We start from the raw sequence: 26,079 nt of genomic DNA on the forward strand, positions 1-26,079 counted from the left end.
TTCGAACACCCACAAAAAAAATGCCTGATCCTCTTTTATGGGTCAGGCATTTTTTTGTGGGTCAATTGAAAGGTGTTTGCTAAAGGTGACCGTCAGTTTTAAGAGACAAATGGATAATATGACATAATACCATGTGTCCCACCAGACTAGGCTGTGAAGGATTCCTGCTTTTTGCAGGATAACGTTTACTGTATACATCAAAAGAGGTGTTATCAAATATTTATACCATTTTACCTTCCATTGGCGTTTGGCTATCCATACGTAGAAAAGGGTGGCAGTTAAATAAAAGATGGCACTAAAAGCGGTAGTATCTTGAGATTGTTGGTCAAACAAGCCAAATTCATAATATCTAATTGTAAAAAACATAATAGGCATAATATGAAAGGACCCTGAGAATGGACCAACAATTAAAAATAAAAATAAGCTATGAAGGTATCCTTTTAAAGGTCGGGAGAGCAGTTGATAAAATATTTTTGCTAGTGGGAAGAAAACAAGTAATCCAAGGGATGTATAACCAATCTTCCACCAATTATGTGAATAAATATTTAACTTTAAGAAAGTCCATTCAATTCCTGCGAAAAGGCTAATAAAAAATAAAATCCATAACCAACTTTTTCTGAGAGTACCTATAAAAGTGGCAACAGCAGGTAATGCCAATGCATTAGAGGCAATAGCACCCATATTACTATCGTAGAACGAATCAAGACTAATAAACTTAGGATAGTACTGGTAGCTGTGTCCAAAATTGTAAATCACCGTTTCTATCATATACCCCAAACCAATCATCGCGATAAAAAGAAGTAAACTCCTAGGACTTCTAGTCTTTTTACACACATAAATTAACAGAAGAATACTTAAGATACCTAATCCTAAATACCAGTAGGAATTATACTCCATATTTAAATCTCCTTCTGTTTTTCGCTATTAGCAGGTAGTATTTATCAAAATGAAGGTTTTATTCAAATAGTTAGAATTAAAAAACATATTATTCCGACTTGACTGATAGGAATATATATACTAATATTCTCATAGACTAATTTACGCAACACAAAATATATATATATCATAAGGGGGGAACACAATGAATGCATTTCTTATAATTGTGAATGTTGTCGTATTGCTTTTACTCATGGTCGGTTTACGCATCATGGCAAAGAAACATGTATCATTCTCAAAACGTGTATTCACTGGTTTAGGTTTAGGTCTTATTTTTGGTTTTATTATTCATTTAATTTATGGTACGGATTCTGAGGTTACAACAGAATCAATGGCGTGGTTTAATATTGTAGGCTCAGGTTACGTTAAGTTATTACAAATGGTAGTTATGCCGCTTGTATTCGTTTCAATCGTGGGAGCTTTTACAAAATTAAAATTAACGAAAAATATTGGTAAAATCAGCGTCCTTGTAATTGGGATTTTACTTGGAACCACTGCAATTTCTGCAGCAATTGGAATTGGTACTTCGCTAGGATTTGGTCTTGATGGAATCCAACTGACAGAAGGTGCAGAAGAAGCGGCACGAAATGCTGCGTTAGAGGAAAGAGTTGTTACGGTTGAATCTATGACCATTCCTCAACAAATCCTTGAGTTCTTCCCAGCAAATCCGTTTGCAGATTTAACGGGTGCTCGTCCAACTTCTACAATAGCTGTTGTGATCTTTGCAGCTTTTATCGGGATTGCATACCTTGGAGTAGTACGTAAGGATCCAGAACATGCTCAGCTGTTTGCGAAAATTATTGATTCTCTATATGCTATTACGATGAGAATTGTTACCTTAATTCTTCGATTAACGCCATATGGCATCTTAGCCATTATTACAAAGGTGGCTGCAACAAGTAACTATGACGCGATTGTAAAATTAGGGAAGTTTGTTATTGCTTCTTATGTAGCACTTATTCTTGTGTTTATTGTTCATTTATTGTTATTAGCAATTGCAAAAATTAACCCAGTAAATTTCGTGAAAAAGGCTCTGCCAACTTTAACATTTGCCTTCACGTCTCGTTCAAGTGCAGGAACACTGCCTTTAACGATTAAAACACAAACGAAAGACCTTGGTGTTTCTGAAGGGATTGCCAACTTTGCAGGTTCATTTGGATTAACGATCGGTCAAAATGGATGTGCTGGGGTTTATCCTGCAATGCTAGCCATCATGGTAGCACCAGCGGCAGGAATTGATCCACTAAGCCCTGGATTTATTCTTTCATTGATTCTTGTAGTGGCAATTAGTTCATTCGGTGTAGCAGGAGTAGGCGGCGGTGCAACATTCGCAGCGCTAATCGTCCTATCCGTTATGAACCTTCCAGTGGCAATTGTAGGTCTCCTAATCTCAGTAGAGCCCCTAATTGACATGGGACGTACAGCCCTAAACGTAAGCGGAGCCATCACATCTGGTGTCCTAACAAGCAAAGCAACAGGTGAATTCGATAAAGAAGTATACCAACAACCAAATATTGTTGAAGCATAAGTGGTGAAACATTAAGTGGTGACAGGCACCGCTCGTGGACACAGTCCGTGTGGTATGGACAATTTGTGAATTTCCGGATAGTCATTGTGGCTATCCGGTTTTTTTATGGGTTAAAGACTAATTAATCGTTTGATTAAATCGGAAGATAAACTAATCAAACGTTTGATTAGATAGCTCTGAACCCTTGGGAATAGTGGGTTTATGAAAAAACTATCTATAAATGAAAAACTAATTAATCGTTTAATTAGATTGGATGGTAAACTAATCAAACGTTTGATTAAACGGGCTAGGAAGTATTGGTATTACTTTGAATTGTTGATATTATAGGCTTTGAAGGCTGTTTAAGGAGGAAATACATATGATTACAAATATCGCGACAGTAGCGGTTTATGTGGAGGATCAGCAAAAGGCAAAGGATTTTTGGACAAACAAAGTTGGCTTTGAAGTAAAGGCAGAATTTCCAATGGGACCAAATGCACACTGGCTTGAGGTAGCACCACAAAATGCCCAATCACATCTAGTCATCTACCCTAAGTCAATGATGCAGGGTCATGAATACAAAATGGCTTCTATTGTTTTTGCTTGTGAAGATGTAAAGGGAAGTTACGAGAAAATGAAAGCCAATGGAGTTAATTTCAAAGGTGAGCCTCAGGAAATGCAATGGGGAACCTTTGTACAATTCACCGATGAAGACGGTAATGAGTTTTTACTGAAAGGGTAAAGAATAACCCCAAATAAAAAGGCAGCTCCACAAATATCCTGCTATTGTGAGGGCTGCCTTTTATCAATCCTTTTTTCCTAATCCATGCATAATAAATTGTATCGTTCGCTCAATCTCAAGCTCATCATCCCATTCCAATTGGGGAAAAAGAATATAACGGGAGAATAAGAAGCCGAGAATATTGGTAATCGTTAACCTTGCGATACTTTCTGGCGGCATATCAATTAATAGCCCTTTTTCCTGATAGCCCTTGATTACTTTTTCAACAGAGTTAAAGATATTTTTTACGACGAGGTCGAAAAATTGAGCACGCAGTTCCGGCTGAAAAGGAATTTCTTGAAGCATAATTTTCACCACAGGAAGCATCCGGATAAGAAGGTCTCTTCTGTTTTCAATCGTGGCACGCAGAAATTCCTCTACGGTTTCATATTCCCGATCAAGTACTTTATTAAAATCCTTTACCACTAATGGAGCTATGAACTTTGTCATTAACGGTGCCACAATCGAAACCAACAAGTCCTTCTTGGTTTTATAATGTCTAAAGATCGTTCCTTCCGCAACTCCGGCCTTTTTAGCAATCTCACTTGTGGACGAAGCGGCATAGCCTTTTTCAGAAAAGGTTTCAATTGCGGCTGTAATGATTTTTTTTTGTTTATCTGTCAATTTATCTTCATCAAATAGCTGTTGCAGCATCAATTCTTCTTCAATCATGGTTAAGCTCCTTTATTCAACACAAACTCCACCGTATCAAATCTTCCTATATTTTTTCAATGCTACTATATTTAAAAGTATGAAAACAAGGGAAAACCCCAACAACACAAATATATCATTTCTGATATCACTTAAACCTAACCCTTTATACATGACATCTACTAAAGCATTGCCGCCATAATACATCGGCATGCATTTAGCAAGAACTTGCATCCATCCAGCCATTGATTCAAACGGAAAAATACCTGCAAAAAAGACCTGAGGGATGATCGCTATCGGAATAAATTGCATCATTTGAAACTCGGAATTGGCGAAAGATGACAATAGAATTCCAAGTGACAACGCCACTAATGCAAGGGTTAAATTGATAATGACAACATTCCAGAATGAACCGACCAGCGTTATATCTAATACTTTTACAGCATAGGTAACGACAATAATGGTTTGGATTACCGCAAATAATCCGTAGCCTAACAAATATCCAAATACAATATCTCTCCTTTGGATAGGTGTTGCTAGTAAACGTTCAAGTGTACCAGTGGTACGTTCCCTCAGTAAAGCAATTCCAGAAATTAAAAACACGAAAAAGAAGACAAAGAATCCAACTAATATCGGGCTCAATTGGTCAAAAAAGATTGTATCCTTATTTCCATATATATAGGAGGTTTTTACCTCAGGTGCCTTTGCTGCTTCTATTTTAAGGGGGACTTCTGGAAGTTTACTCTGAATACCCTCCATAAATACAGACAAATTTGCTGCCTGCTCATTTGCTCTTTCTGCCGCTATTGCCTGTTGCACCTTTATTTGTAAAGCCTTTGCTGCATTAGGCTGGTCATTTGTAAGGGTCAAAGAAATGTCATCCCCATCAAAATGAAGAACACCGTCTAAGTCTTTATGAAGTATGAGGTCTTTTGTGTTCGCTTCAACTTGTATTATGGTAATTTCGCTATCCTTTAATCTCTCTAATAATTTGTCATCTGCATTGATAACACCAAGTCTGGGATCAACTGTATTTCCAGAAAGCAGATAATTAAGCAGAGTTAACACGAGTAATGGGGCAACCATCATCAATGCTAAAGCACGTTTATCACGCAGCATTTGGTGAAATATCCGTTTTACCAGGGCAAATATTCTCATTGCTGTTTACCCCCTGCTTTTAAAAATACCTCTTCTAAACTTGTAATCCCGTATTGCTTCTTCAATTCCGAAGGTGAACCGCTCGTGATAATCTCACCATCACGTACCATAGCGAGACAATCACACTTTTCTGCTTCATCCATAACATGGGTAGTTACTAAAATCGTTTTCCCTTCATTTTTTAAACGATATAACTCAGCCCAAATAGACTGTCTTAGCTCGGGGTCAATTCCGACTGTTGGCTCATCCAAAATAAGCACTTCAGGATCTTGTATTAACGCAACTGCAAGAGATAACCGGCGTTTCATACCTCCTGAATAGTTTTGCACCTTCTTTTTTAAATCTGCAGTTAGATTTACTAAATCGGCTGCATAAGCAATCCGTTCTTGTTGGACATTTTTTTTCAGTTTAAAAAGGGAGGCAAAGAAGGCGAGATTTTCCTCTCCAGTCAAATCGGTGTATAAGGCATCCGCTTGGGCCATATAGCCGATGCGTTGCAATAGTTGTAGTTTTGGAACAGGTGTATTCAATACATGAACATTCCCTTCGCTGGGAGAATCCATGCCAACGATAATCTTAACTAGGGTTGTTTTGCCTGAACCGGAAGGACCGATTAGACCATAAATTTGGCCGGATTCCACTGTTAAGCTGATCTGATTCAGAACTAACTTTTTTCCGAAACGCTTACTCACTTTATTTATGAGTATTGTTGATGACATGATTGATCAGTCCTCTCCGAAATGAGTGATTACTCACTCTAATTATAACAAGTAATAACCTTAGGTCAATAGTCTCCATACACGACTTAGCTAAAATTTTCAGCCATTATGGTATACTATTCTCACATAGTATCACGGAGGGAGGGTGAATCGATGGCGCGTGAACGGAAATTTAATACAGTAGAATTATTTCACGAGGCGAAGCAGCTGCTCCTGCAGCACGGATATGACGGCTTTACTTTCAGTCTTTTGGCGGACCGGATGGAGGTTTCGAGGGCTGCTTTATATAAATATTACGACAATAAAGAAGAGTTAATTACAGACTTTATGGTCTACGAAATGGAAGAATTTCTTGATGAATTAAAAGAAATTGAAAAACTAGAAGGTTTTGAAAGGCAATTCGACTTTCTGATCGATCTTATTTTTAAAAAGACGGAAGTACACGAATTAATCAGGGCTGCGGAGCATGTAATTGCCAGGATGGAGGCCGCATTTACCAGTAGAGAAAAACTGGAGAAGCTCCCTTTAGATATGTATAAATTTTTACAGCGATTCATCTTACTAGGTAAGGCGGAAGGGAAATTAAAAGAACATATTCCAGATGGATTAATTATTGGATTTATTCTTCAAACAGTAGCCATTCCCAATCATTTTGGAATTCCAAAGGCGGAGTGGATTCATTCCATAAAGGAAATTATTAGTCAGGGAATGTTCATGAATAATTAATTGACACATGTGTAACTTTGGAAGATAATAAAAGTGATATTTGTGTCAATTATTTTTTTGACAAAAGTTACATAAGTGTCACTTATATTATCGTAAAGGAGAACGAAAGCATGAATTCATTCTTACAGCCGGTAACAGACCGAGTTACCTCAAAAAAGGGTATGTGGATTACGCTTGGAATCTGGCTTTTAGTAACCATACTGTTGTCTGTCCTTGCCCCAAGTGCTAAGGAATACGAGGTATCAAGTATTGACACTATTCCTGCAGATGCAAAATCTACTATTGCTCAGAATAAGGTCGATGAATATTTTAAAAATAATGATGGTATACCAGCCATACTGGTTTTTCAAAATGAAGGTAATAAGGTAGAAGTATCTGCCTTAAAACCGTTACTTGAAAAATTAGATCAAGTTGAAGGAATAAAAGAATATGTTCCTTTAATGAACTTGCCGCCACAAGCTACCGCAAGTTTTTTCTCGAAAGATCAAAGTACATTGATCCTTCCATTAACGTTTGACTCTTCATTGGAGTCAAAGGAAATAAGAACTGCTCTAGAGCAAATTGATGAAATGGTTGAGAAAAATACAGACTTAACATTATATACTACAGGCCCGGCAGGAATTGCGGTGGATTCTCTAAATCTCTTTTCCCGCGCTGACTTAGTTTTATTGTTTTCAACGGTAGGATTAATCCTAATCTTATTAATCGTTATTTATCGATCTCCTTTATTAGCATTGATCCCGCTGTTTGCAGCAGCATTTGTTTACCAGGTCGTGAATCAACTATTAGGTTTGATGGGGAAAGCTGGATTGCTGATCAGCAGCCAAACGTTTTCCATTATGACGATTCTTTTATTTGCAGCAGTTATTGATTATTCCTTATTTGTTTTCTCACGTTACCGTGAAGAATTGAAGAGATTCGAAAGCAAATTTGACGCAATGAAACATGCAATGAGAGAAACAGGTATGCCGGTATTTTTCTCAGGGGGAACGGTTTTAGCGGCCATGCTGGTCCTGTTCTTTGCTGAATTTGGAGATTATCGTAATTTTGCACCCGTGTTTGCTGCAGCCATGCTTGTAATTATGCTTGCTTCTATTACACTTGTACCGGCATTGTTTACGTTGTTTGGGAGAAAATCCTTCTGGCCTAAGATTCCTAGAGTGGGTGAGGAAACAGTTAAATCCAGTTCTGTATGGAGTAAAATTGGTAAGTTTGTCGTGAAAAAACCGGTGTTTTCAGCTTCCATGATTGGAATCATTCTTCTAGCCTCGGCGCTTAACATGCTGAATTTGGATTATGAATTTGATACCATGAAGTCGTTTCCGAAGGATATGCCGTCAAGACAAGGTTATGAAATATTAGAAGAAAAGTTTGAAAAAGGTGATCTAGCTCAAACAACGGTGTTGTTAGAAGCGAGTGAAGAAGTGACACCTGAACAGCAAGCGGCAATGCTTGAAAAGCTTCAGGATCAAAACCTTGTTAGTAACGTTCGGCTAAATGGAAGCACTTCGGATAACAAAGTAATTCAATATAGCCTCACATTTGAGGAAAGTCCATATGCAGTAAAAACGATGGATGCATTGGAGAAAATGCGTGACAATGCAGATAAATTAGTGGCAGATAGTAACGTGGGTGGTGAGCTTTACTTTGCAGGAGAAACCGCAAAAAAAGTGGATGACCGTGCAACGAATGACAGGGATTTAGTCGTGATTGTTCTGCTCGAATCACTTTTGATTTTTGTCATGTTGATAATTTTGACAAAGTCATTTAGAATGCCAATCTATATGATGGGAACCATTCTCATATCCTTCCTTGCTGCAGTCGGTCTGGGAATGTTCTTAAGCAGTCTTTTCTTTGACATTGACACAATCAGCAACCGTGTACCGCTTTATTCATTTGTCTTTTTAGTGGCACTTGGCATTGATTACAATATCATTCTCATATCAAGATTTATGGAAGAACGGAAAAAGCATCCTGTGAAAAAGGCCGTAGAGATTGCTGTGGCAAATACCGGCGGTGTCATTTCATCTGCGGGAATCATTCTTGCAGCAACCTTTGCTGTATTGATGACACAGCCGATCCAATTATTGTTTGTATTTGGCTTCATTGTCGCAGTAGGAATAATATTAGATACATTCCTAATTCGAGGGATCCTTTTACCAGCATTGATCGTCTTATTTGAAAAAGATAAACCAGACACAGCACAGGAAGTTCAGTAAAAATACAGTACCAAAGATCCTGTCTTTGGTACTTTTTTTCTGGGTTTAAATTCCTTTTAAAATGAATAATTACATGTGGTAATGGAGAAATTTCTAGTTTATGATAGAGTGAAAAGTATAATTTTTGGGTGGGAGTTCATTGTTTTTAATAGATTATATAGTAAATCTGTCCATTTTTTCACTCTTGGTTAGTATCCCATTAGTAATACGTTCTTTCATAAATCACAAACCTGTAAAAAATTTTCCTCTATGGGCAGGCTGTTATGGAGGAATTGTTTCAATCCTTCTCGTTATGCTGGCTATCCACGAACAGGGGTATACATACGATATTCGTTACGCACCTGTCATTCTAGTATTCGCCTACTTAGGTCCAATTGCCGGAATAATAACAGGAGCATTTGGTCTACTGGCAAGACTGCTCTCAAGCGGCCATTGGGACACAGCTATTATTGGCTGGATATCATTGATGTCAGGATTCTCCCTTATGTATCTGTATATTAAAAAACTTTCACCTATAAAACGAACCGTTATTTTATCAGTCATTTATTTCATTATTTATACGATTACGGTTCCCATTATTTTTAATGTATTTAGAGACAAACCATTCTTCCATTTTCAATATATACTCTTTGTTTTCTTAGGCGTTTTTCTTGGGGTTTTATTGATTGAATCCTACCTAAAGCTTTATAGGCTGAATAATAGATTATCAGAAATGTATAAGATGGTTGAGGCAAGTGAAGCAAAGTACAGGCTGATTGCTGAAAATACATCAGACTTAATTATGGTCATGGATAAAGATCATAACCCAACTTATTTCTCTCCATCTCATGAGATGGTTTTAGGTTATCAATCGAATGAATTGGAAGCGGTTAAAATTTGCAGGTTCATTCACCCTGATGATGTTGATTTATTTAAAAGTACAATTGACGGAATGTTTCATCATAAAGAGTTTAAATCAATTGAATTTAGTCTGAACCATAAGCAAGGTCAATGGATTGAATTTGAGTCCAGATGTGTACCTGTAGAGGGCGAAAATGGTGAGGTTGAACATATTGTGATTATCAGCCGTGATATTTCTGAACGGAAAAAGGCAGAGGAAATTCTATTGCAATCTGAGAAACTATCGATAGTCGGCGAATTAGCAGCAGGAGTGGCACACGAAATCCGTAATCCCCTTACCACCATTAAAGGCTTTATACAGCTTTATAAAAGGGAAAATGGTGCTGATGAAATAAACGACCTGCTTCTAAGTGAACTTGGACGAATTGAAACGATCACCAGTGAAATGCTGACGTTAGGAAAACCACAGGCTGTTCACCTTTATCGGACAAATTTAAGAGAACTTGTAGAGAATACCCTTGAACTTCTTTCACCGCAAGCACATATGGAAAATATTCAATTCAATCTATGTGTTGCAGAAGGGGAGTTTTTTATAATAGGCGAGAAGAATCAATTAAAGCAGGTTTTTCTTAATGTTCTCAAGAACGCAATGGAGTCTATGCCTGAAGGAGGTACGATTCACATTAACCTGCATAAAGGTGAAAAAGGTGAATGTGTACTTTCCGTTAAGGATGAAGGCTGTGGAATACCTGAAGAAATTTTACCGCGGCTAGGTGAACCTTTTTATACCTTAAAAGAAAAAGGCACCGGACTTGGATTGATGATTTGTAATAAAATTATTAAACAGCACCATGGAAGTATTACTTATCATAGTAAAGAACAACAGGGTACGTTAGTTGAAATTAAGCTGCCTTTGGCAGGTTAAAAAAGGAGAGGAGCATTTTCCCACAGGGAAGGTGCTCCTCTTTTTCAATTTCCTGAAATGCGGAAATTTCCGAATTCCCGGAATCTATAAATCTTATTATTCCGGATTCCCGGAAAAAACAATAAATAATGTTCCTAGTTTTATATTATAAACAAGTAGATAATAGTATTAATCGCTATAAATAAGAGGGAATATTATCATTATTTAGAATAAAAAAATAAAATTGGCATGGAACTTGCATTTATATAAGCGTAGGCATTTAATGAAAACGCTTACGATAGGGGTATTTGTTTGAAGTGTACAAATAAAAGGTTTAGGGGGATTTAAATGGATTTAATTGTTATTCTTTTGGCGCTTGGACTGCTTATGTTCGCCGCCTACCGTGGTTTTTCGGTTATTTTATTCGCTCCATTATGTGCAATTTTAGCTGTTTTATTTATTGATCCAAGTCAAGTTTTGCCGTTTTTCTCCGGTGTATTTATGGAAAAAATGGTCGGGTTCATCAAATCCTACTTCCCAGTATTTTTACTAGGTGCGATCTTTGGGAAGGTAGTTGAAATGTCAGGGATTGCCGAATCCATTGCGAAGACGATTGTTCGTATATTAGGTGCAAAGCGCGCCATGCTTACCATCGTTTTACTAGGTGCAATCTTAACATATAGCGGAGTAAGTTTATTCGTTGCCGTATTCGCTATTTATCCGTTTGCAGCACAAATGTTTAGAGAAGCAAATATCCCTAAACGACTTATTCCAGGAACCATTGCACTTGGTGCTTTCACCTTTACCATGGACGCATTACCAGGAACGCCGCAAATACAAAACGTTATTCCGATTGCTTTCTTTAAGACCGACATTTATGCAGCGCCAATCCTTGGTATCATAGGAGCTATTTTTGTCCTGACACTTGGTTTATTGTACCTGGAAATGCGAAGGAAAAAGGCGGAAAAAGCGGGAGAGGGCTATTATGGCTTTGGTGCTGAGAATGCAGCTGCTTTGGCAAAAGACTTACTAGATGGAAAAGAAGATGGAGCACCAGATTTAACTTCTAATCAATCTGTTTTAAGACAAGTTTTAGCATTTGTTCCACTTATTCTTGTAGGTGTTACCAATAAACTATTTATAACCATGATACCTAAATGGTATCCAAATGGGTTTGATTTTAAAGCGATAGGTTTACCGTACACAATCGACGTTACTGCAAGTGCTGCAATTTGGGCAATTGAGATGGCATTAGTTGTCGGTATTATTTCTTCTCTTTTATATGATTGGAAACGAGTATCAAATAAATTTAAAGAAGGAATCAACCAAAGTATTGGCGGTTCATTACTAGCAACCATGAATACTGGTGCTGAATATGGGTTTGGCGGTGTTATTGCTGCACTTCCTGGCTTTGCGAAAATCAGTGATGGAATCTCTACTACATTCACAAACCCATTGGTAAACGGTGCTGTAACAACTAGTACTCTTGCAGGTGTTACCGGTTCGGCATCTGGCGGGATGGGAATTGCGTTAGGAGCCATGGCTGATCAATACAATAAAGCAATTACTGCAGCTAATATTCCACCTGAAGTTATGCACCGTGTTGTTGCAATGGCATCAGGAGGTATGGATACACTTCCACACAATGGTGCGGTAATTACCCTTTTAGCTGTAACAGGATTAACTCATAAACAATCCTACCGTGATATTTTTGCGATTACGATTATTAAAACGATAGCTGTTTTCTTCGTGATTGCTATCTATACTTTCTTAGGTCTTGTTTAAAATCCAAAAACATACGTTAGATTAGTAAATAAATATTTTAGGAGGCTCAATATGCTAGTAGGAAAAGTAGCGTTTATTACTGGATCTGCAAGTGGAATAGGCTTAGAGATCGCGAAGACTTTTGCACAAGAGGGTGCTAAAGTGGTCATCTCTGACTTGAATAAAGAGAAAAGTGATAGTGTTGCGAGTGAGCTAAGAGAGCAAGGGTATGAGGTATTTTCAGCTCCTTGTGATGTCACAGATGAAGAAGCATTCAAAAATGCGTTAGAATCGGCACATGGCAGATTTGGAAGAATTGATATTTTAGTCAATAATGCTGGACTTCAGTATGTTTCACCAATTGAGGAATTCCCTACAGAAAAGTTTGAATTTTTAATAAAGGTCATGCTGACGGCCCCGTTTATTGGAATTAAACATGTGTTCCCAATCATGAAACAACAGGGCTTTGGAAGAGTAATCAATATGGCATCTATTAACGGAGTGATTGGTTTTGCGGGTAAGGCAGCCTACAATAGTGCGAAGCACGGAGTGATTGGGTTAACGAAGGTTGCGGCTTTAGAGGGAGCTGAACATGGAATCACTGTTAATGCTTTATGCCCTGGTTATGTTGATACGCCACTTGTGAGAAATCAGCTTAAAGACTTATCTATCACAAGGAACGTTAGTTTGGAACGTGTAATTGATGATGTACTTCTAACACTTGTACCTCAAAAAAGGCTGTTGGCTGTATCTGAAATAGCCGATTACGCTGCCTTCTTAGCTAGTGACAAAGCACGAGGAGTTACAGGTCAGGCCGTTATTCTTGATGGCGGTTATACGGTTCAATAGAAAAGAGATCCTGCTCGGTTTACCGAACAGGATTCTTTTATTCTACTTGGTGATTACCCAAGCCGGTTTGATATAATAAACATAAACAAAAACTACCAGGGTGAAGAGATATGATACCAAGAACGGAAAAAATTCCACATCATTGGATTGAAGAAATTATTAATCTTGCAGGTGAACGGATTGTTGTTGTTGATCGTGAGGGTATTATTCTATATATCAATGGAGCTTATTGTGATTTTCTAGGCACCACGGTTGAAGAAGCTATAGGAAAGCATGCTCAAGATGTAATTGAGAACTCAAGGATGCATATCGTCGCGAAAACCGGACAAAAAGAGCTGGCCGCCGTACAGCCCATTAACGGCAGTGAAATGATTGCAAATCGATATCCTCTTATCATCGATGGCGAATTAGTAGGAGCAGTCGGAACCGTGATGTTTCGCAATCCCGAGGATTGGTTATTATACAAAGATAAAATTCAGCATCTTGTTGAAGAAGTGAACTATTATAAAACAAAAGCTGAAAAAAATAGTAAAAGTAAATATTACTTCAGTAACCTAATTGGGAATAGTCCCTCTTTTTCCGCTGTCAAAAAATTAGCTGAAAGAGTTTCCAGCAGTCAATCAGCGGTTTTATTACTTGGAGAATCCGGTACCGGTAAGGAATTATTTGCTTCTGCCATTCATAATAACAGCATGCGTGCAGACTACCCTTTCGTGCCAATAAATTGTGCGTCTATTCCAGAACACTTACTAGAATCGGAATTGTTTGGATATGATGATGGTGCCTTTACTGGTGCTAAAAAGGGCGGCAAGAAAGGGCATTTTCAAAGGGCAAATCGTGGAACCATTTTCCTTGATGAAATCGGTGATATGCCGCTTGCAATGCAAAGTAAGCTTTTGAGAGTCTTACAGGAGCGTGAAATACTTCCAGTCGGCGGTCAAAAATCAATTGCCGTAGATGTCCGCATTATTGCTGCTACACATCGGAATTTAGAGGAAATGGTAGAAGAAGGAACATTCCGTCAAGATTTATATTACCGGTTAAACGTGATTAAAATTGAAATCCCTCCACTTCGGGAGCGTAATGGCGATGTCGAGTTAATAGCTTATAATCTATTAGAAAAATTAGAAAGAAAATTCTTTCGTAAAGGTATTAAACTATCTGCTAAAGTAGTTGAGAGATTAAATCAGCATAAGTGGCCAGGGAATATACGGGAACTTGAGAATGTTCTAGAAAGGTCTATCAATGTCTTAGACGGAGATACAATAGAAGTAGTACACCTGCCATTATATTTACGTGATGATGAAACAGGAAGTATTACCAAAAAATTAAACGAAAAAGAGTCAGTAAACGTTGCCGAAAGGCATATTGAGTCATTAAAAGAAACACTTGCACAAGCGGAAAAACAAGCAATCCTAAATGCTCTTTCTATTTCAAATGGTAATAAACTGGAAGCGGCGAGGCTGCTCGAAGTAGGGAAAACGAAATTCTATGAGAAATGTAAAATCTATTCTATAAATTAAAGAGAAGGGTATCTTCCTAAACGGAAGATGCCCTTCTCTGTGTGTAATGGTAAGAAAGTGCAGTCATTATGAAAAAAAAGGATGTATAAAAATATTCAACATGCCTTTTCAAAAGTATTTTAATATGAAAATGTATGCAGTAAAAATAATTTCATCATATTAATCTATTAAATATTATAATGGTTTGTAAGCGCTTGAAATACGAGTGAATAACAATTTGAAAGGAAGTTAAATCCAAATGAGACATCATACATTTGCAAAAACACCTCCATTAGGCTGGAATAGCTGGGATTGTTACGGTGCGGCCGTTAAGGAGGAAGAAGTAAAAGGCAATGCACACTACATGGCTGAACATTTAAAACCGTATGGCTGGGAGTATGTAGTGGTAGATATTCAATGGTATGAACCAGGTGCTGTCTCTTCTGTATACCGCCCATTTGTACCACTGGAAATGGATGAGTACTCAAGGTTAATACCTGCGGTAAATCGCTTTCCTTCTGCAGAAGGAGGTAAAGGGTTCAAACCCTTAGCAGACTATGTGCACAACCTGGGGCTAAAATTCGGTATTCACATCATGCGAGGAATTCCGCGTCAGGCTGTCCACGCCAACACAGTAATTTTAGGAACGAGCGCTAGGGCAAGAGATATAGCCCATCCAAATTCGATTTGTCCATGGAATACGGATATGTATGGGGTAGATGCATCCAAAGAGGGGGCGCAGGAATATTATAATTCCCTGTTTCTATTATACGCAGAATGGGGAGTTGACTTCGTTAAAGTGGATGATATTGCAGCCTCGAGGCTTTATAACATTCATAATGAGGAAATAGAACTGATTCGAAAAGCTATAGATCATAGTGGAAGAGAGATGGTTCTAAGCCTGTCACCAGGACCCGCACCACTTGAATATGCAGAGACCCTGAAAGCAAATGCCAACATGTGGAGAATGACAGATGATTTTTGGGATCAGTGGAACCTCCTTTATGGAATGTTTAAAAGATGTGAAAAATGGAGTGAACATGCTGCCCCGGGGCATTGGCCAGACTGTGATATGCTTCCGCTTGGTCATATTGGCATCCGCTCTGTTGATGGAGGCGGCAGTGACCGATGGACACGCTTCACCAGAGATGAACAACGAACGATGATGACACTGTGGTCTATTTTCCGCTCACCGTTGATGTTTGGCGGAGAACTCCGAGACAATGATGAATGGACCCTTTCTTTACTTACCAATAAAGAGGTAATCGAATTAAATCAATTCAGCCATAGTAACCGTCTTGTTTATCGTCAAGATGATAGAATCGTCTGGACTGCTAAGGATAGACAGGATCATACCTATGCAGCATTATTCAATGCAAGTGATGAAACGGCATTGTTACAAGTATCGTTGGAACAGTTAGGACTTACATCCTCAAAAAGTATGAGGGATATCTGGAAGCAGGAAGAGCTTGGACATGTCCAAGATAAGATTAGCCTATCTTTGCCGCCACATGGCTCTATGCTGCTTAAACTATATTGATTGAAGTCGGGCAAAGTCTTTAGAATAAAGACTTTGCCCGATTTTTATGAAATCTGGGGATTTTTTTAAATAGTTGATTTCTTTACAGAATGTTCCCAACATATTGCTTTCGAAATTGACTAGGAGATAATTTTTCTAGTTTTTTAAAGACTCTGCTGAAATATGCGGACTGGGTGAATCCGCAGGCTTCTGAAATTCTATCCGTACTCCAATCTGTTGAAACGAGCAGAATCTTTGCTTGGTCTATACGTATTTTATTAATATATTCAATCGGCGTACAGCCAAAAGCCTGAATCATACATCTTGCAATATGATTAGGATGGAACCTGAGGGCATGGCCAAGGTCTTCGTAAGTGACCTTTTGGGCATAATTTTTCCTTAAATAGAAGGCAGCCTTTTCTGCTACAGCTAATGCAGGCATAGGGTTTGCTGATTTCATATGAGTTGAAAGCTCCTGAAGTAATTGTTGAAAGAGAATTTGACGCTGCCATTCTCTAGTGTGGAACGACTCATGTTCAGAAGAAATAATCTTCAAACACAGTTGTTCGATCGTTTCAAGATTGGATAATTTACAATACTGAGGCAGTGTAATTCCGAAAGGGTTTTCAACAAAAACGTTTCTTCGCTCTCCAGTTGCTTTTTCACCGTATTGGCAGGGTTTAGATGTCGTTAGGTCCTGCCAGCCTTTAGAAGCAGTGAAATGAATCCAAAAAAAGTGAGTAATTTGGTCACAGGGCGAAATAGAAAAATGGTGCCGGTCGGGGTAGAGGATAAGTGTCTCCCCTCTGCTAACTTGGAATTGTCGGTCATCTTCTCCCATGTGCAATGTTCCTTTTGTGACAACCAACAAATCAAAAACACCAATCTTGCAACGATTTATATGCGACTGTCCAATATCAAAAGTATTTTGACCAGCTGCAAGCAAGGTTGGCAGAGGAGGGGCAAATAATTGAAGCATTTCTATCTCCTTTTATGTTTGAATTGTGCAAATTTTTGTTAGGATATTGCATTTTATTCTTTAATTATAACCCTATAATAGGTTCATGCATGTTTTATTTTTGTTACTAAGAAAAAAGATTAAAAGTTAAATATAAATACATATAAGGGGAATTGCGTTAATAATATGTATTTATGTTTTAAGCATCGGGGAGGGATGACGTGAATGATGCAAAGCATGCGCTGGGTATGGGGGTATATAAGGAATTTTCGAATAAGGTTATTTAGCGGTCTTTTTCTAGCGTTAGTGGTTTCTATTTTAAATATGCTTAACCCTTATTTTGCTGGAAAAATCGTTGATAAGGTTATTTATGGCCAAGAGAATGAACTGTTATGGATTTTTTTAGGTTCAATGATTGGCATAACCGTTGTTAAGACAGTGGTTCGCTATAATTATCAGTTAATGTTCGAACGTGTTTCCCAAAGTGTCATATTCACCATACGGGAAAAATTATATGACCGGCTTAACCAATTAGATTTTAGGTTTTTCGATCAGACAAAAACAGGAGATATCATGGCTCGAATGACGGGGGATTTAGAAGCTGTCAGGCATTTTACGGCATGGACGATTTATATGATATTTGAGAATCTTACCATCCTGCTATTTGCCATTGGGTTTATGTTCTATATCCATCCGCCGTTAGCGTTAGCTATGCTTGCGATAACACCAATTATTGGATTCTTTGCGATGCGTTTATCCTTTACGGTCAAACCAACGTTTTCGGCCATTAGGGGACAGTTTGCAAGATTAAATTCAGTTGTCCAGGAAAACATAAGCGGAAATCGTGTTGTAAAGGCTTTTGCTAAGGAAGGGTACGAAATTGAAAAGTTTTCAAAAGAAAATGAAGCCTTCAAGGAGAAAAACCTTGCCTCCTCAAGAGTTTGGGAAAAGTATCTGCCTATACTCGATTCACTTGCAGGAGTATTAACAGTGGTAATGATCGTTGTTGGAGGATACATGGTTATTAATCAGTCTCTGACTATGGGTGAGTTGGTTACATTTAATTCATTAATCTGGGCATTAAATAATCCAATGCGTATGGCTGGATGGTTGATTAATGATGTACAAAGGTTTGTTGCATCCGCTGAAAAAGTAGAGGAATTATTAAATACAAAACCAGAAATAAAGAATGAAACAAAAAGGTACAATGTTAAACATCTCAAGGGTTTAGTGGAATTTGAACAAGTTTCCTTTAGCTATGGTGACGAACCAGTATTAAATGATATAAACTTCAAAATTAGGCAGGGACAAACGGTAGGCATTATCGGTCCTACAGGGGCTGGTAAATCGACATTAGTTAATCTTCTAAGCCGGTTTTATGACACTTCTAAAGGAGAAGTAAGAGTAGATGGACTTAATGTAAGAGATTGGGATATTCATAAATTGAGAAATAGCATGGCTACAGTTATGCAGGATATATTTCTATTTTCAGATACCATTGAAGGAAATATAGCTTATGGTAACCCAAATGCGTCCTTCGAAGCTGTTCAAGCTGCGGCCAAAATGGCAGAAGCAGATGGTTTTATTTCAAAGCTGCCAGAAGGGTACGACACCATTATTGGAGAACGGGGAGTAGGTCTTTCCGGAGGACAGCGGCAACGAATTGCATTAGCGCGGGCAATATTAAAAAACCCATCCATATTGATTTTGGACGATACAACATCCGCATTGGATATGGAAACAGAGCTGCGTATCCAAAAAACCTTAAAATCGTTGCTAAAGGAAAAAACCTGTTTTATTATTGCTCATCGTATTTCTTCAGTAAAAGATGCAGATTTAATTCTTGTAATGGAAAATGGCACAATTATTGAAAGAGGGAATCATAAAGAATTGCTTGCAAAAAAAGGAAGTTACTACAAAGTATTTAATAATCAAGTGGGAAACTTTGATGGTATGCATGACCTTGAGGAGGTGAACTATCTCAATGGCGCGCAATAAATTTGATGTTGATGAAGAATTGGAATCTCCATTTAGTTTTATACAGCTTAAGCGGTTAATGGTTTATTTAAAGCCCTACAAAAAAAAGATCCTAATTACTGTTTTAATCATGTTGATTGCCAGTGGGGCAAACTTAATTGGGCCATATCTAATCAGTAGAGCCATTGACGAGGAGATTCCGGGCAAGGATGTAGGCGGATTAATGCTTCTTGCTGGAGTTTACTTAATTGCCATAATTGTTACTGGGATATGTATGAAATATAGAATTAGAATGATGTCACAGATAGGGCAAAGTGTCATCGTCCAGATAAGGAAAGACTTGTTTACTCATTTACAAAAGCTATCATTTACCTTCTATGACAGCAGACCACATGGAAAGATTTTGGTGAGGGTAGTAAACTACGTAAACTCATTAAGTGATTTACTATCGAATGGGTTAATTAATTTAATTACTGACCTTTTTAGTCTTCTTGTCATTCTAGGGTTTATGTTTGCAATTGACGTAAAATTAACCCTTATGGCGATGATTGGGTTTCCAATCCTTGCAGCGGTGATCCTGCTGATAAAAAATGCCCAGCGGAAGGCATGGCAGCTGCTAAGTAACAAACAATCCAATATGAATGCTTATATTCATGAAAGTATTAATGGTATTAAAGTGACGCAGGCATTTACAAGAGAAGAAGAAAACAAACGAATTTTCAGTGAAGTATCTGATAGTTATCGAAGCTCGTGGATGAGGGCTGTAAGGATTCAATTCCTTTTATGGCCTTCGATTGAAAACATTTCAATACTTACCACCTCACTCATTTATGTTGTCGGTATCTCTCTGATTGGTGATGGAGTAACAGTTGGAGCATTGGTTGCCTTTGTTGGTTACATTGGGATGTTTTGGGCGCCAATCGCGAATATTGGGAACTTTTATAATGCAATCATTAATGCCACGGCTTATTTAGAAAGAATATTTGAAATGATCGATGAAAAACCAACAGTTAAAGACCTTCCAATTGCGTCTGAGCTTCCTTTGATAAAGGGGAAAGTTGAGTTTAAAGATGTTACTTTTGGTTATGAAGAAGGGGAAAAAATCCTTAAAAACATTAATCTTAGTGTGAATCCAGGTGAAACGATTGCTCTAGTCGGAGCAACTGGATCTGGAAAAACAACGATCGTCAGTTTGCTTAGCCGTTTTTATGATGTAAGCAGCGGTCGGATTGAAATTGACGGAGTTGATATCCAATCGGCAACCATTGCCTCTCTGAGAAAGCAGATGGGTGTCATGCTTCAGGATCCTTTTATTTTCTCAGGTACGATTATGGATAATATTCGTTATGGACGACTTGATGCTACAGATGAAGAAGTGATTGAAGCAGCGAAGGCAGTGCAGGCTCATCCATTTATTAGTGGATTGTCTGAGGGGTATAAAACGGAGGTAAATGAAAGAGGCACAAGGCTTTCTACTGGACAAAGACAGCTGATTTCGTTTGCACGAGCACTTTTAGCTGATCCCAAGATATTAATTCTTGATGAGGCTACATCATCCATAGACACAGAAACGGAGCTTGCATTACAAAAAGGACTTGAAACACTGCTTGCAGGGAGAACATCCTTTATTATTGCACATCGTCTTTCCACCATTCAAAATGCAAACCGTATCCTTGTCATCGATAAAGGTAGAATCATAGAAGAAGGTACTCATAAAGAATTGATAGATAAAAAAAGTTACTATTGGAAGCTGCATCAATCACAACATCAATCCTTAGATGCGGGATGACCAAAAAGTAAGAGTGTGTTACGTAAGGTGACCCAGTAGGGAATGTTCCTATTGGGTCACTTTTATGAAAAGAGAAGGTTGAAAATTCTGTATATATATGTGTTAATAGTTTCAACTTGTCCTAATTTATAAGAGAAGGATTTTGAGTAGGAGGTATATATTTTGCTTACCGCACAGCTTAAGAGATTATTAGGTTCCGAAACTTCCCTATTGTTTCCTACTAGGGAATTCAAACTAAATTGGTGGAAAGGCATTAGGGAAAATCCCGCTTATCAATTGCTTCTTAATGAAATTAGGGATGAAGGGGATAGACTTTTACAAGAATGTGATCCTGAACTAACGTTTTCCTTATTCAAAATTTTTGACGAAACCGGCTCCCGGCTAGAATTCGAAAAGGTATATTTTGAAAAGCGGAGAAGGTTAACGACCTTTGCAATTATGGTGTTACTTGAACCTGAACTAGATGAATATTTAACAGCTTTAGAAAACACGTTATGGTCCATTTGCAATGAATATTCCTGGTGCTTGCCGGCGCATTTACAAAATAGTCCGGAAACATCGATGGACATTAATTACTCACTCAAGGAGACAAGTAAGAAGGAATATTCTATTGATTTATTTGCTGCTGAAACCGCCTTTTCGTTAGGTGAAATAGTAAAACTAACGGAGGAACATTTAAACCCTCAAATTTGTAAGCGCATTTATGAAGAAATATACACTAGAATCTTTTTCCCATTTATAGAAAAAACCTTTGGCTGGGAGAAACAAACACATAATTGGGCAGCTGTATGTGCCGGATCTATTGGTTGTGCAGCCTTGCATTTAATCCAAGATCATGATGAACTTACCATCATTTTAGAAAGGGTAATGGACGCAATGGATTCCTACTTAAAAGGCTTCCAAGATGATGGGATATGCCTTGAGGGTTATGGTTATTGGCAATATGGTTTTGGATATTATGTCTATTTCGCTGATTTATTGAAAAGAAAGACAGAAGGAAAGCTGAATCTGTTTGAATCAGAGAAGGTTCATCAAATAGCTCTTTTTCAACAAAGGACCTTTTTAAATCAGAATCTTGTTGTTAACTTTTCAGATTCACTTCCGACAGCTTCCGTATTTCTCGGGCTGAGCCATTATCTAAGCAAAATTTATAGTGATTTCGAAGTTCCAGAAACATATCTTCGTGCACATTATACGGATGACCATTGCAGCAGATGGGCTCCAGCTATCCGGAATCTATTGTGGTTTGATGCAGATTCTGTTCCATTACCTTGGAGAAATGGCACATATTTTTCAAAGGACTCGGAGTGGTTTCTTTCGAGGAACATTTGCGAATCGGGAAGTTATGCATTTGCAGCAAAAGGCGGACATAACGACGAGCCTCATAACCATAACGACATTGGCCACTTCATTTTGCAAGGTAATACAGAAGTGTTTTTTAAAGATCTAGGAAGTGGTTTATACAGTAAGGATTACTTTAGTGAAAAACGCTATTCTTTTCTTTGTAATGGCTCCCAAGGTCATTCTGTTCCAATAATTAACGAACAATTTCAAGCACCAGGACCAGCAAAAAATACAACCATTCTTCAAGTTTCAATAGGGGAAGAGGTTGATATCTATGAAATGGATATCGCAAATGCGTATGAGGCTAAGAGTCTTCAAAGTGTAAAGCGAAGGTTTACATGGGTAAAAACAAATCTTCCAAAACTGGTAGTGAAAGACACTTATTCTTTTGCTGAGCAGCCATGTTCCATCGTAGAACGGTTCATAACACCTGTATTATTAATCACAAAAACCGATGATGGAGTCATTCTAAAAGGAAAGAATAAAGTAAGAATTTCATATGATACGAGTCAGCTAAAACTAGAAACAAAATTGATTACTTTTATTAATCATTTCGGTAAACAAGAAGATAATCTAGCTCTCGACTTTATTGTCCTGCACCCAGATAGAGAGTGTAGTGTCGAGTTGGCATTTCAATTTGAATAGGCGGGGTGAAGAGTATGATTACTCAAAAGTGGGTAGAGGAAGCATGGGAAAAGGTTACGGAGAAAATTAGTAGAACAAGTGAGAGAATAGGTGCGAATTTTCCGCATGCCAGTGAGAATGGCCAGTATGTACTTGCAGAACCTCAATGGTGGACTGCGGGGTTTTGGCCAGGACTATTATGGCTTATATATCGAGATTCAAAAAATGAGAATTTAAAAAAATTAGCTGAAGAATGTGAAGATAAGTTAGATGCTGTACAACGAGACTTTTACAGACTTGACCATGATATGGGTTTTATGTGGACATTGACCAGTGTCGCTAGATATAAAATCCTAGGAGAAGAAGAATCAAAACGGCGGGCGTTGGTAGCGGCAAATCTATTAATGGGCCGCTTTAACCCAAATGGTAACTATATTCGCGCTTGGAATCCTTGGACAAAAGGAGAAGACAATAGTGGAATTGCCATTATCGACTGTATGATGAACCTGCCGCTCTTGTATTGGGCATCCGAAGAAACAGGTGATCCCAGGTTCAAGGGTGTGGCAAAAAAGCATGCTGAAATGGTGTTAGAGCACTTTATCCGGAGTGATGGGGGAGTGCACCATATTATTGTGTTCAACCCGGATAGCGGTGAAAAGATAGAAGCGCTTGGCGGCCAGGGGTATGCACCCGAATCGGCATGGTCTCGAGGAACCGCTTGGGCCATTTATGGACTTACGTTAACTTATCACTATACAGGAGAAGAAAAATATCTAGAATATGCCAAACGGGTTGCTCACTTTTTTATTGCCCACTTGCCGGAAGACTTCGTTCCAGATTGGGATTTTCGTCTCCCAGAGGGTATAGCTTCACCAAAGGACTCCTCAGCAGGAGCCATAGCTGCGTGCGGTCTGCTCTTGCTTGCGGATAAGGTAGCTTCGCCAGAGTCTCCTATATATAGGATGGCAGGAGAAAGGATTCTCCAGTCCTTATATAAACATTACAGTGATTGGGAAGGTTCAGAAGAGGGATTGATTCTTCACGCAACAAGTCATTTCCCAGAAGGAAAATATATGGATAATCCGCTTATATATGGTGACTACTATTTTGTCGAGGGTCTAGCGTATTTAAAAGGGTATAAAGAATTACTTTGGTAGATTGGTAGCAACTGAAAAAGGAACCATTTCTCTGTGAGGAGGGAAGTTTATGATAAAACTCGATTTGCCTATTCAGAAAAATCCACTTAAATCACGGGAGGATTTGAGTGAGGCTGTTAAACAAATTCTAAACCCGTTAAAACCTTTTTACTCTAAGGGGAAAACCCTGCTCCAATTAGGAAGTACAGGTGCGGGGTATCCAGATTCCTTAGCTGGAATGGAAGGTTTCTCAAGAATATTATGGGGGCTTGTACCTTTGTTAGCAGGCGGGGAGAAATCAGAAATTTGGGATATTCACATGCAGGGCATAAAGAATGGTACAGATCCTACTCATGAAGAATATTGGGGAGATATCGCAGACTTTGATCAGCGTGCAGTAGAAATGGCGGCATTTGGATATGCACTCGCGCTTATTCCGGAAAAGATTTGGGATCCTTTAAGTGATTTGGAAAAATATAATTTGTTCCAGTGGCTGAATCAAATCAACACCATCAAAGTTTATGATTGCAACTGGTTATTTTTCCCTGTAATAGTCAACCTAGGGTTTAAAAGGGTCGGCTTGCCTTATAATTCTGAAACGGTGCAAGAGAATCTTGAACGGATAGAAAACTTTTATTTACAAAATGGATGGTATGCCGATGGGGTGAATGCGCACTGTGATTATTATGGTCCGTTTGCCATTCATTTTTATAGCCTCCTTTACGCAAAATTGATGGGCAGGGAGGATCCAGAAAGGGCAAGGGTGTACAAAAGCAGAGCAGCGGCTTTTGCTAAGGATTTTATTTACTGGTTTGCAAATGATGGTTCCGCCCTGCCTTATGGGAGGAGCCTGGCCTATCGATTTGCCCAATCTTCCTTTTGGAGTGCGCTTGTCTACGCAGAGGTCGAGGTGTTTCCGCTAGGTGTGATGAAGGGGCTAATCCTTCGGAACCTGCGCTATTGGTTTAGTCAAAATATATTTGACCATAATGGACTGCTTACCATTGGATATTGTTATCCTAATTTGGTCATGGCAGAGAACTATAATTCACCATGCTCACCATATTGGGCGTTAAAAACCTTCCTGCCTTTATCCTTGCCTGTTGATCATCCTTTTTGGAAGGTAGAAGAGGAACCTCTCCCTCTATTAAAGGAAAAAGTGGTACAACACTCACCACGTTTTATCTTATGCAGGAATGATGAGCAAAACTATATGGCTGCATTTAATGCTGGGTATCAGCACACAAATGATCACTCGCATACTGCTGCAAAGTATGAAAAGTTTGTTTACTCCAATTTTTTTGGGTTTAGTGTGCAAAAAGCAGAATGGGGACTTGCTCAGGGTGCATTTGATTCGATGCTTGCTGTGAGCGAGGGCGATAATATCTATAGAGGTAAAAGAAAATGCGAGGAATATGAGGTAAACGAGAATGTTATCTACACGAAATGGAAGCCGTGGGATGATGTTGAAATTAAAACATGGATCGTGCCAGGGACCCCGTGGCATATCCGAATCCATTGTATAGAGACAGGAAGAAACCTTGATATTGCAGAAGGTGGATTCGCTTTAGGATTGGAGCATACCCAGCATAATGGGCAAAAGGCAGAGCCAATTACACATTTAAAAGAAAGTGCGGCCATTTCGCCTTGGGCTGTAAGCGGTATAAAGAACTTGTATGGAAATGGCAAAGCAGAGCTGGTCTATCCAAATGCAAATACAAATCTAGTAAATAGACGTACCGTTATACCAACTATAAAGGCTAGTCTAAAACCGGGGACACATTGGCTTGTAAATGCAGTATTTGGGAAACCAGGAAGTGAAACGATTTTGAATCAATGGGCAACTACTCCAAAGATTGAGTTTGGGGATGAAAAGATATACTTGGAGCTCGGAGAAGAGAAGATTATTATTCATAAATGAAGATAGGATGTGTAAGTAGATATGACAACCATTCCAAATTTATGATTAAGCTCCCAAGCTGATAAATAGGCGGAAAAATTCCGCTTATTTAAAAATCTTTATAAAATAAGGCTTAAATAGACGGAGGGATTCCGTCTATTGGCTCGAGAAATCTGAAAAGGGGAGGATTTCGCCTGGCATAATCGGAAAACCTCCCCTTATTTTCTCTGAAATGAGCTCCATTCTGCAGTTAACCGGAAAATCTCCGGTTATTTT

Annotated in this window: 19 protein-coding genes; 14 read left to right on the forward strand and 5 right to left on the reverse strand. The window is 38.5% G+C overall.

What is annotated here, in order from left to right; all coding sequences use genetic code 11:
- Nucleotides 1-42: 42 nt before the first annotated feature.
- A complete protein-coding gene (locus F4694_RS28300; protein ID WP_179603267.1) occupies nucleotides 43-897 on the reverse strand; it encodes a hypothetical protein in 855 nt (284 codons plus the stop codon).
- A gap of 184 nt (nucleotides 898-1,081) precedes the next feature.
- Between F4694_RS28300 and F4694_RS28305 the strand changes: the two genes are divergently transcribed.
- Together F4694_RS28305 and F4694_RS28310 are read left to right on the forward strand one after the other, a co-directional pair.
- A complete protein-coding gene (locus F4694_RS28305) occupies nucleotides 1,082-2,464 on the forward strand; it encodes an L-cystine transporter (protein WP_179603268.1) in 1,383 nt (460 codons plus the stop codon).
- A gap of 358 nt (nucleotides 2,465-2,822) precedes the next feature.
- Nucleotides 2,823-3,185: a VOC family protein gene (locus F4694_RS28310; protein ID WP_179603269.1), complete on the forward strand. Its 363-nt coding sequence runs from the start codon at nucleotides 2,823-2,825 to the stop codon at nucleotides 3,183-3,185.
- A 63-nt stretch (nucleotides 3,186-3,248) separates the two neighbouring features.
- On the opposite strand, the gene F4694_RS28315 is transcribed toward F4694_RS28310, so the two are convergent.
- Genes F4694_RS28315 through F4694_RS28325 form a run of 3 tightly spaced genes read right to left on the reverse strand, consistent with a single transcriptional unit; the run spans nucleotide 3,249 to nucleotide 5,752 of the window.
- Nucleotides 3,249-3,896, reverse strand: coding sequence for a TetR/AcrR family transcriptional regulator (locus tag F4694_RS28315; protein ID WP_179603270.1), 648 nt, complete (start codon nucleotides 3,894-3,896; stop codon nucleotides 3,249-3,251).
- A 36-nt stretch (nucleotides 3,897-3,932) separates the two neighbouring features.
- The gene (locus F4694_RS28320; protein ID WP_179603271.1) at nucleotides 3,933-5,033 is read right to left on the reverse strand and encodes an ABC transporter permease; all 1,101 of its coding nucleotides are present in this window, start codon (nucleotides 5,031-5,033) and stop codon (nucleotides 3,933-3,935) included.
- Nucleotides 5,030-5,752: an ABC transporter ATP-binding protein gene (locus tag F4694_RS28325; RefSeq protein ID WP_179603272.1), complete on the reverse strand. Its 723-nt coding sequence runs from the start codon at nucleotides 5,750-5,752 to the stop codon at nucleotides 5,030-5,032. Before F4694_RS28325 ends, F4694_RS28320 begins: the two co-directional genes overlap by 4 nt.
- A 153-nt stretch (nucleotides 5,753-5,905) precedes the next feature.
- Between F4694_RS28325 and F4694_RS28330 the strand changes: the two genes are divergently transcribed.
- The 7 genes from F4694_RS28330 to F4694_RS28360 all read left to right on the forward strand — a co-directional run bounded on the left by F4694_RS28330 (nucleotide 5,906) and on the right by F4694_RS28360 (nucleotide 16,096).
- Nucleotides 5,906-6,478 (forward strand): TetR/AcrR family transcriptional regulator, encoded by a 573-nt coding sequence (locus F4694_RS28330; protein WP_179603273.1) that lies wholly within the window; start codon nucleotides 5,906-5,908, stop codon nucleotides 6,476-6,478.
- A gap of 110 nt (nucleotides 6,479-6,588) precedes the next feature.
- Nucleotides 6,589-8,697 (forward strand): MMPL family transporter, encoded by a 2,109-nt coding sequence (locus tag F4694_RS28335; RefSeq protein WP_179603274.1) that lies wholly within the window; start codon nucleotides 6,589-6,591, stop codon nucleotides 8,695-8,697.
- Between the two features lie 292 nt (nucleotides 8,698-8,989).
- Entirely contained in the window at nucleotides 8,990-10,462 is a 1,473-nt protein-coding gene (locus F4694_RS28340; RefSeq protein ID WP_257029456.1) for an ATP-binding protein, read from the forward strand.
- Between the two features lie 327 nt (nucleotides 10,463-10,789).
- The gene (locus F4694_RS28345; RefSeq protein WP_179603276.1) at nucleotides 10,790-12,226 is read left to right on the forward strand and encodes a GntP family permease; all 1,437 of its coding nucleotides are present in this window, start codon (nucleotides 10,790-10,792) and stop codon (nucleotides 12,224-12,226) included.
- Nucleotides 12,227-12,277: 51 nt separating this feature from the next.
- Nucleotides 12,278-13,054, forward strand: a complete 777-nt coding sequence (locus F4694_RS28350) for a 3-hydroxybutyrate dehydrogenase (protein ID WP_179603277.1) — start codon at nucleotides 12,278-12,280, stop codon at nucleotides 13,052-13,054.
- Nucleotides 13,055-13,164: 110 nt separating this feature from the next.
- Complete coding sequence (locus tag F4694_RS28355) at nucleotides 13,165-14,577, forward strand: sigma-54 interaction domain-containing protein (RefSeq protein WP_179603278.1); 1,413 nt, start codon at nucleotides 13,165-13,167, stop codon at nucleotides 14,575-14,577.
- Nucleotides 14,578-14,815: 238 nt separating this feature from the next.
- The gene (locus F4694_RS28360) at nucleotides 14,816-16,096 is read left to right on the forward strand and encodes a glycoside hydrolase family 27 protein (RefSeq protein ID WP_179603279.1); all 1,281 of its coding nucleotides are present in this window, start codon (nucleotides 14,816-14,818) and stop codon (nucleotides 16,094-16,096) included.
- A gap of 82 nt (nucleotides 16,097-16,178) precedes the next feature.
- On the opposite strand, the gene F4694_RS28365 is transcribed toward F4694_RS28360, so the two are convergent.
- Nucleotides 16,179-17,054 (reverse strand): helix-turn-helix domain-containing protein, encoded by an 876-nt coding sequence (locus F4694_RS28365; RefSeq protein ID WP_179603280.1) that lies wholly within the window; start codon nucleotides 17,052-17,054, stop codon nucleotides 16,179-16,181.
- Between the two features lie 207 nt (nucleotides 17,055-17,261).
- Between F4694_RS28365 and F4694_RS28370 the strand changes: the two genes are divergently transcribed.
- From F4694_RS28370 to F4694_RS28390, 5 genes are all read left to right on the forward strand, one after another.
- A complete protein-coding gene (locus tag F4694_RS28370; RefSeq protein WP_179603346.1) occupies nucleotides 17,262-19,031 on the forward strand; it encodes an ABC transporter ATP-binding protein in 1,770 nt (589 codons plus the stop codon).
- Entirely contained in the window at nucleotides 19,018-20,799 is a 1,782-nt protein-coding gene (locus F4694_RS28375) for an ABC transporter ATP-binding protein (protein WP_179603281.1), read from the forward strand. The genes F4694_RS28370 and F4694_RS28375 overlap by 14 nt, the downstream gene beginning before the upstream one ends.
- A 162-nt stretch (nucleotides 20,800-20,961) precedes the next feature.
- Entirely contained in the window at nucleotides 20,962-22,788 is a 1,827-nt protein-coding gene (locus tag F4694_RS28380; protein ID WP_179603282.1) for a heparinase II/III family protein, read from the forward strand.
- Nucleotides 22,789-22,802: 14 nt separating this feature from the next.
- The gene (locus tag F4694_RS28385) at nucleotides 22,803-23,924 is read left to right on the forward strand and encodes a glycoside hydrolase family 88 protein (protein ID WP_179603283.1); all 1,122 of its coding nucleotides are present in this window, start codon (nucleotides 22,803-22,805) and stop codon (nucleotides 23,922-23,924) included.
- Between the two features lie 49 nt (nucleotides 23,925-23,973).
- The gene (locus F4694_RS28390; protein ID WP_179603284.1) at nucleotides 23,974-25,824 is read left to right on the forward strand and encodes a DUF2264 domain-containing protein; all 1,851 of its coding nucleotides are present in this window, start codon (nucleotides 23,974-23,976) and stop codon (nucleotides 25,822-25,824) included.
- Nucleotides 25,825-26,079: the final 255 nt, after the last annotated feature.

The sequence above is a fragment of the Neobacillus driksii genome, from assembly GCF_013409995.1.
Taxonomy (GTDB): domain Bacteria; phylum Bacillota; class Bacilli; order Bacillales; family Cytobacillaceae; genus Neobacillus; species Neobacillus driksii.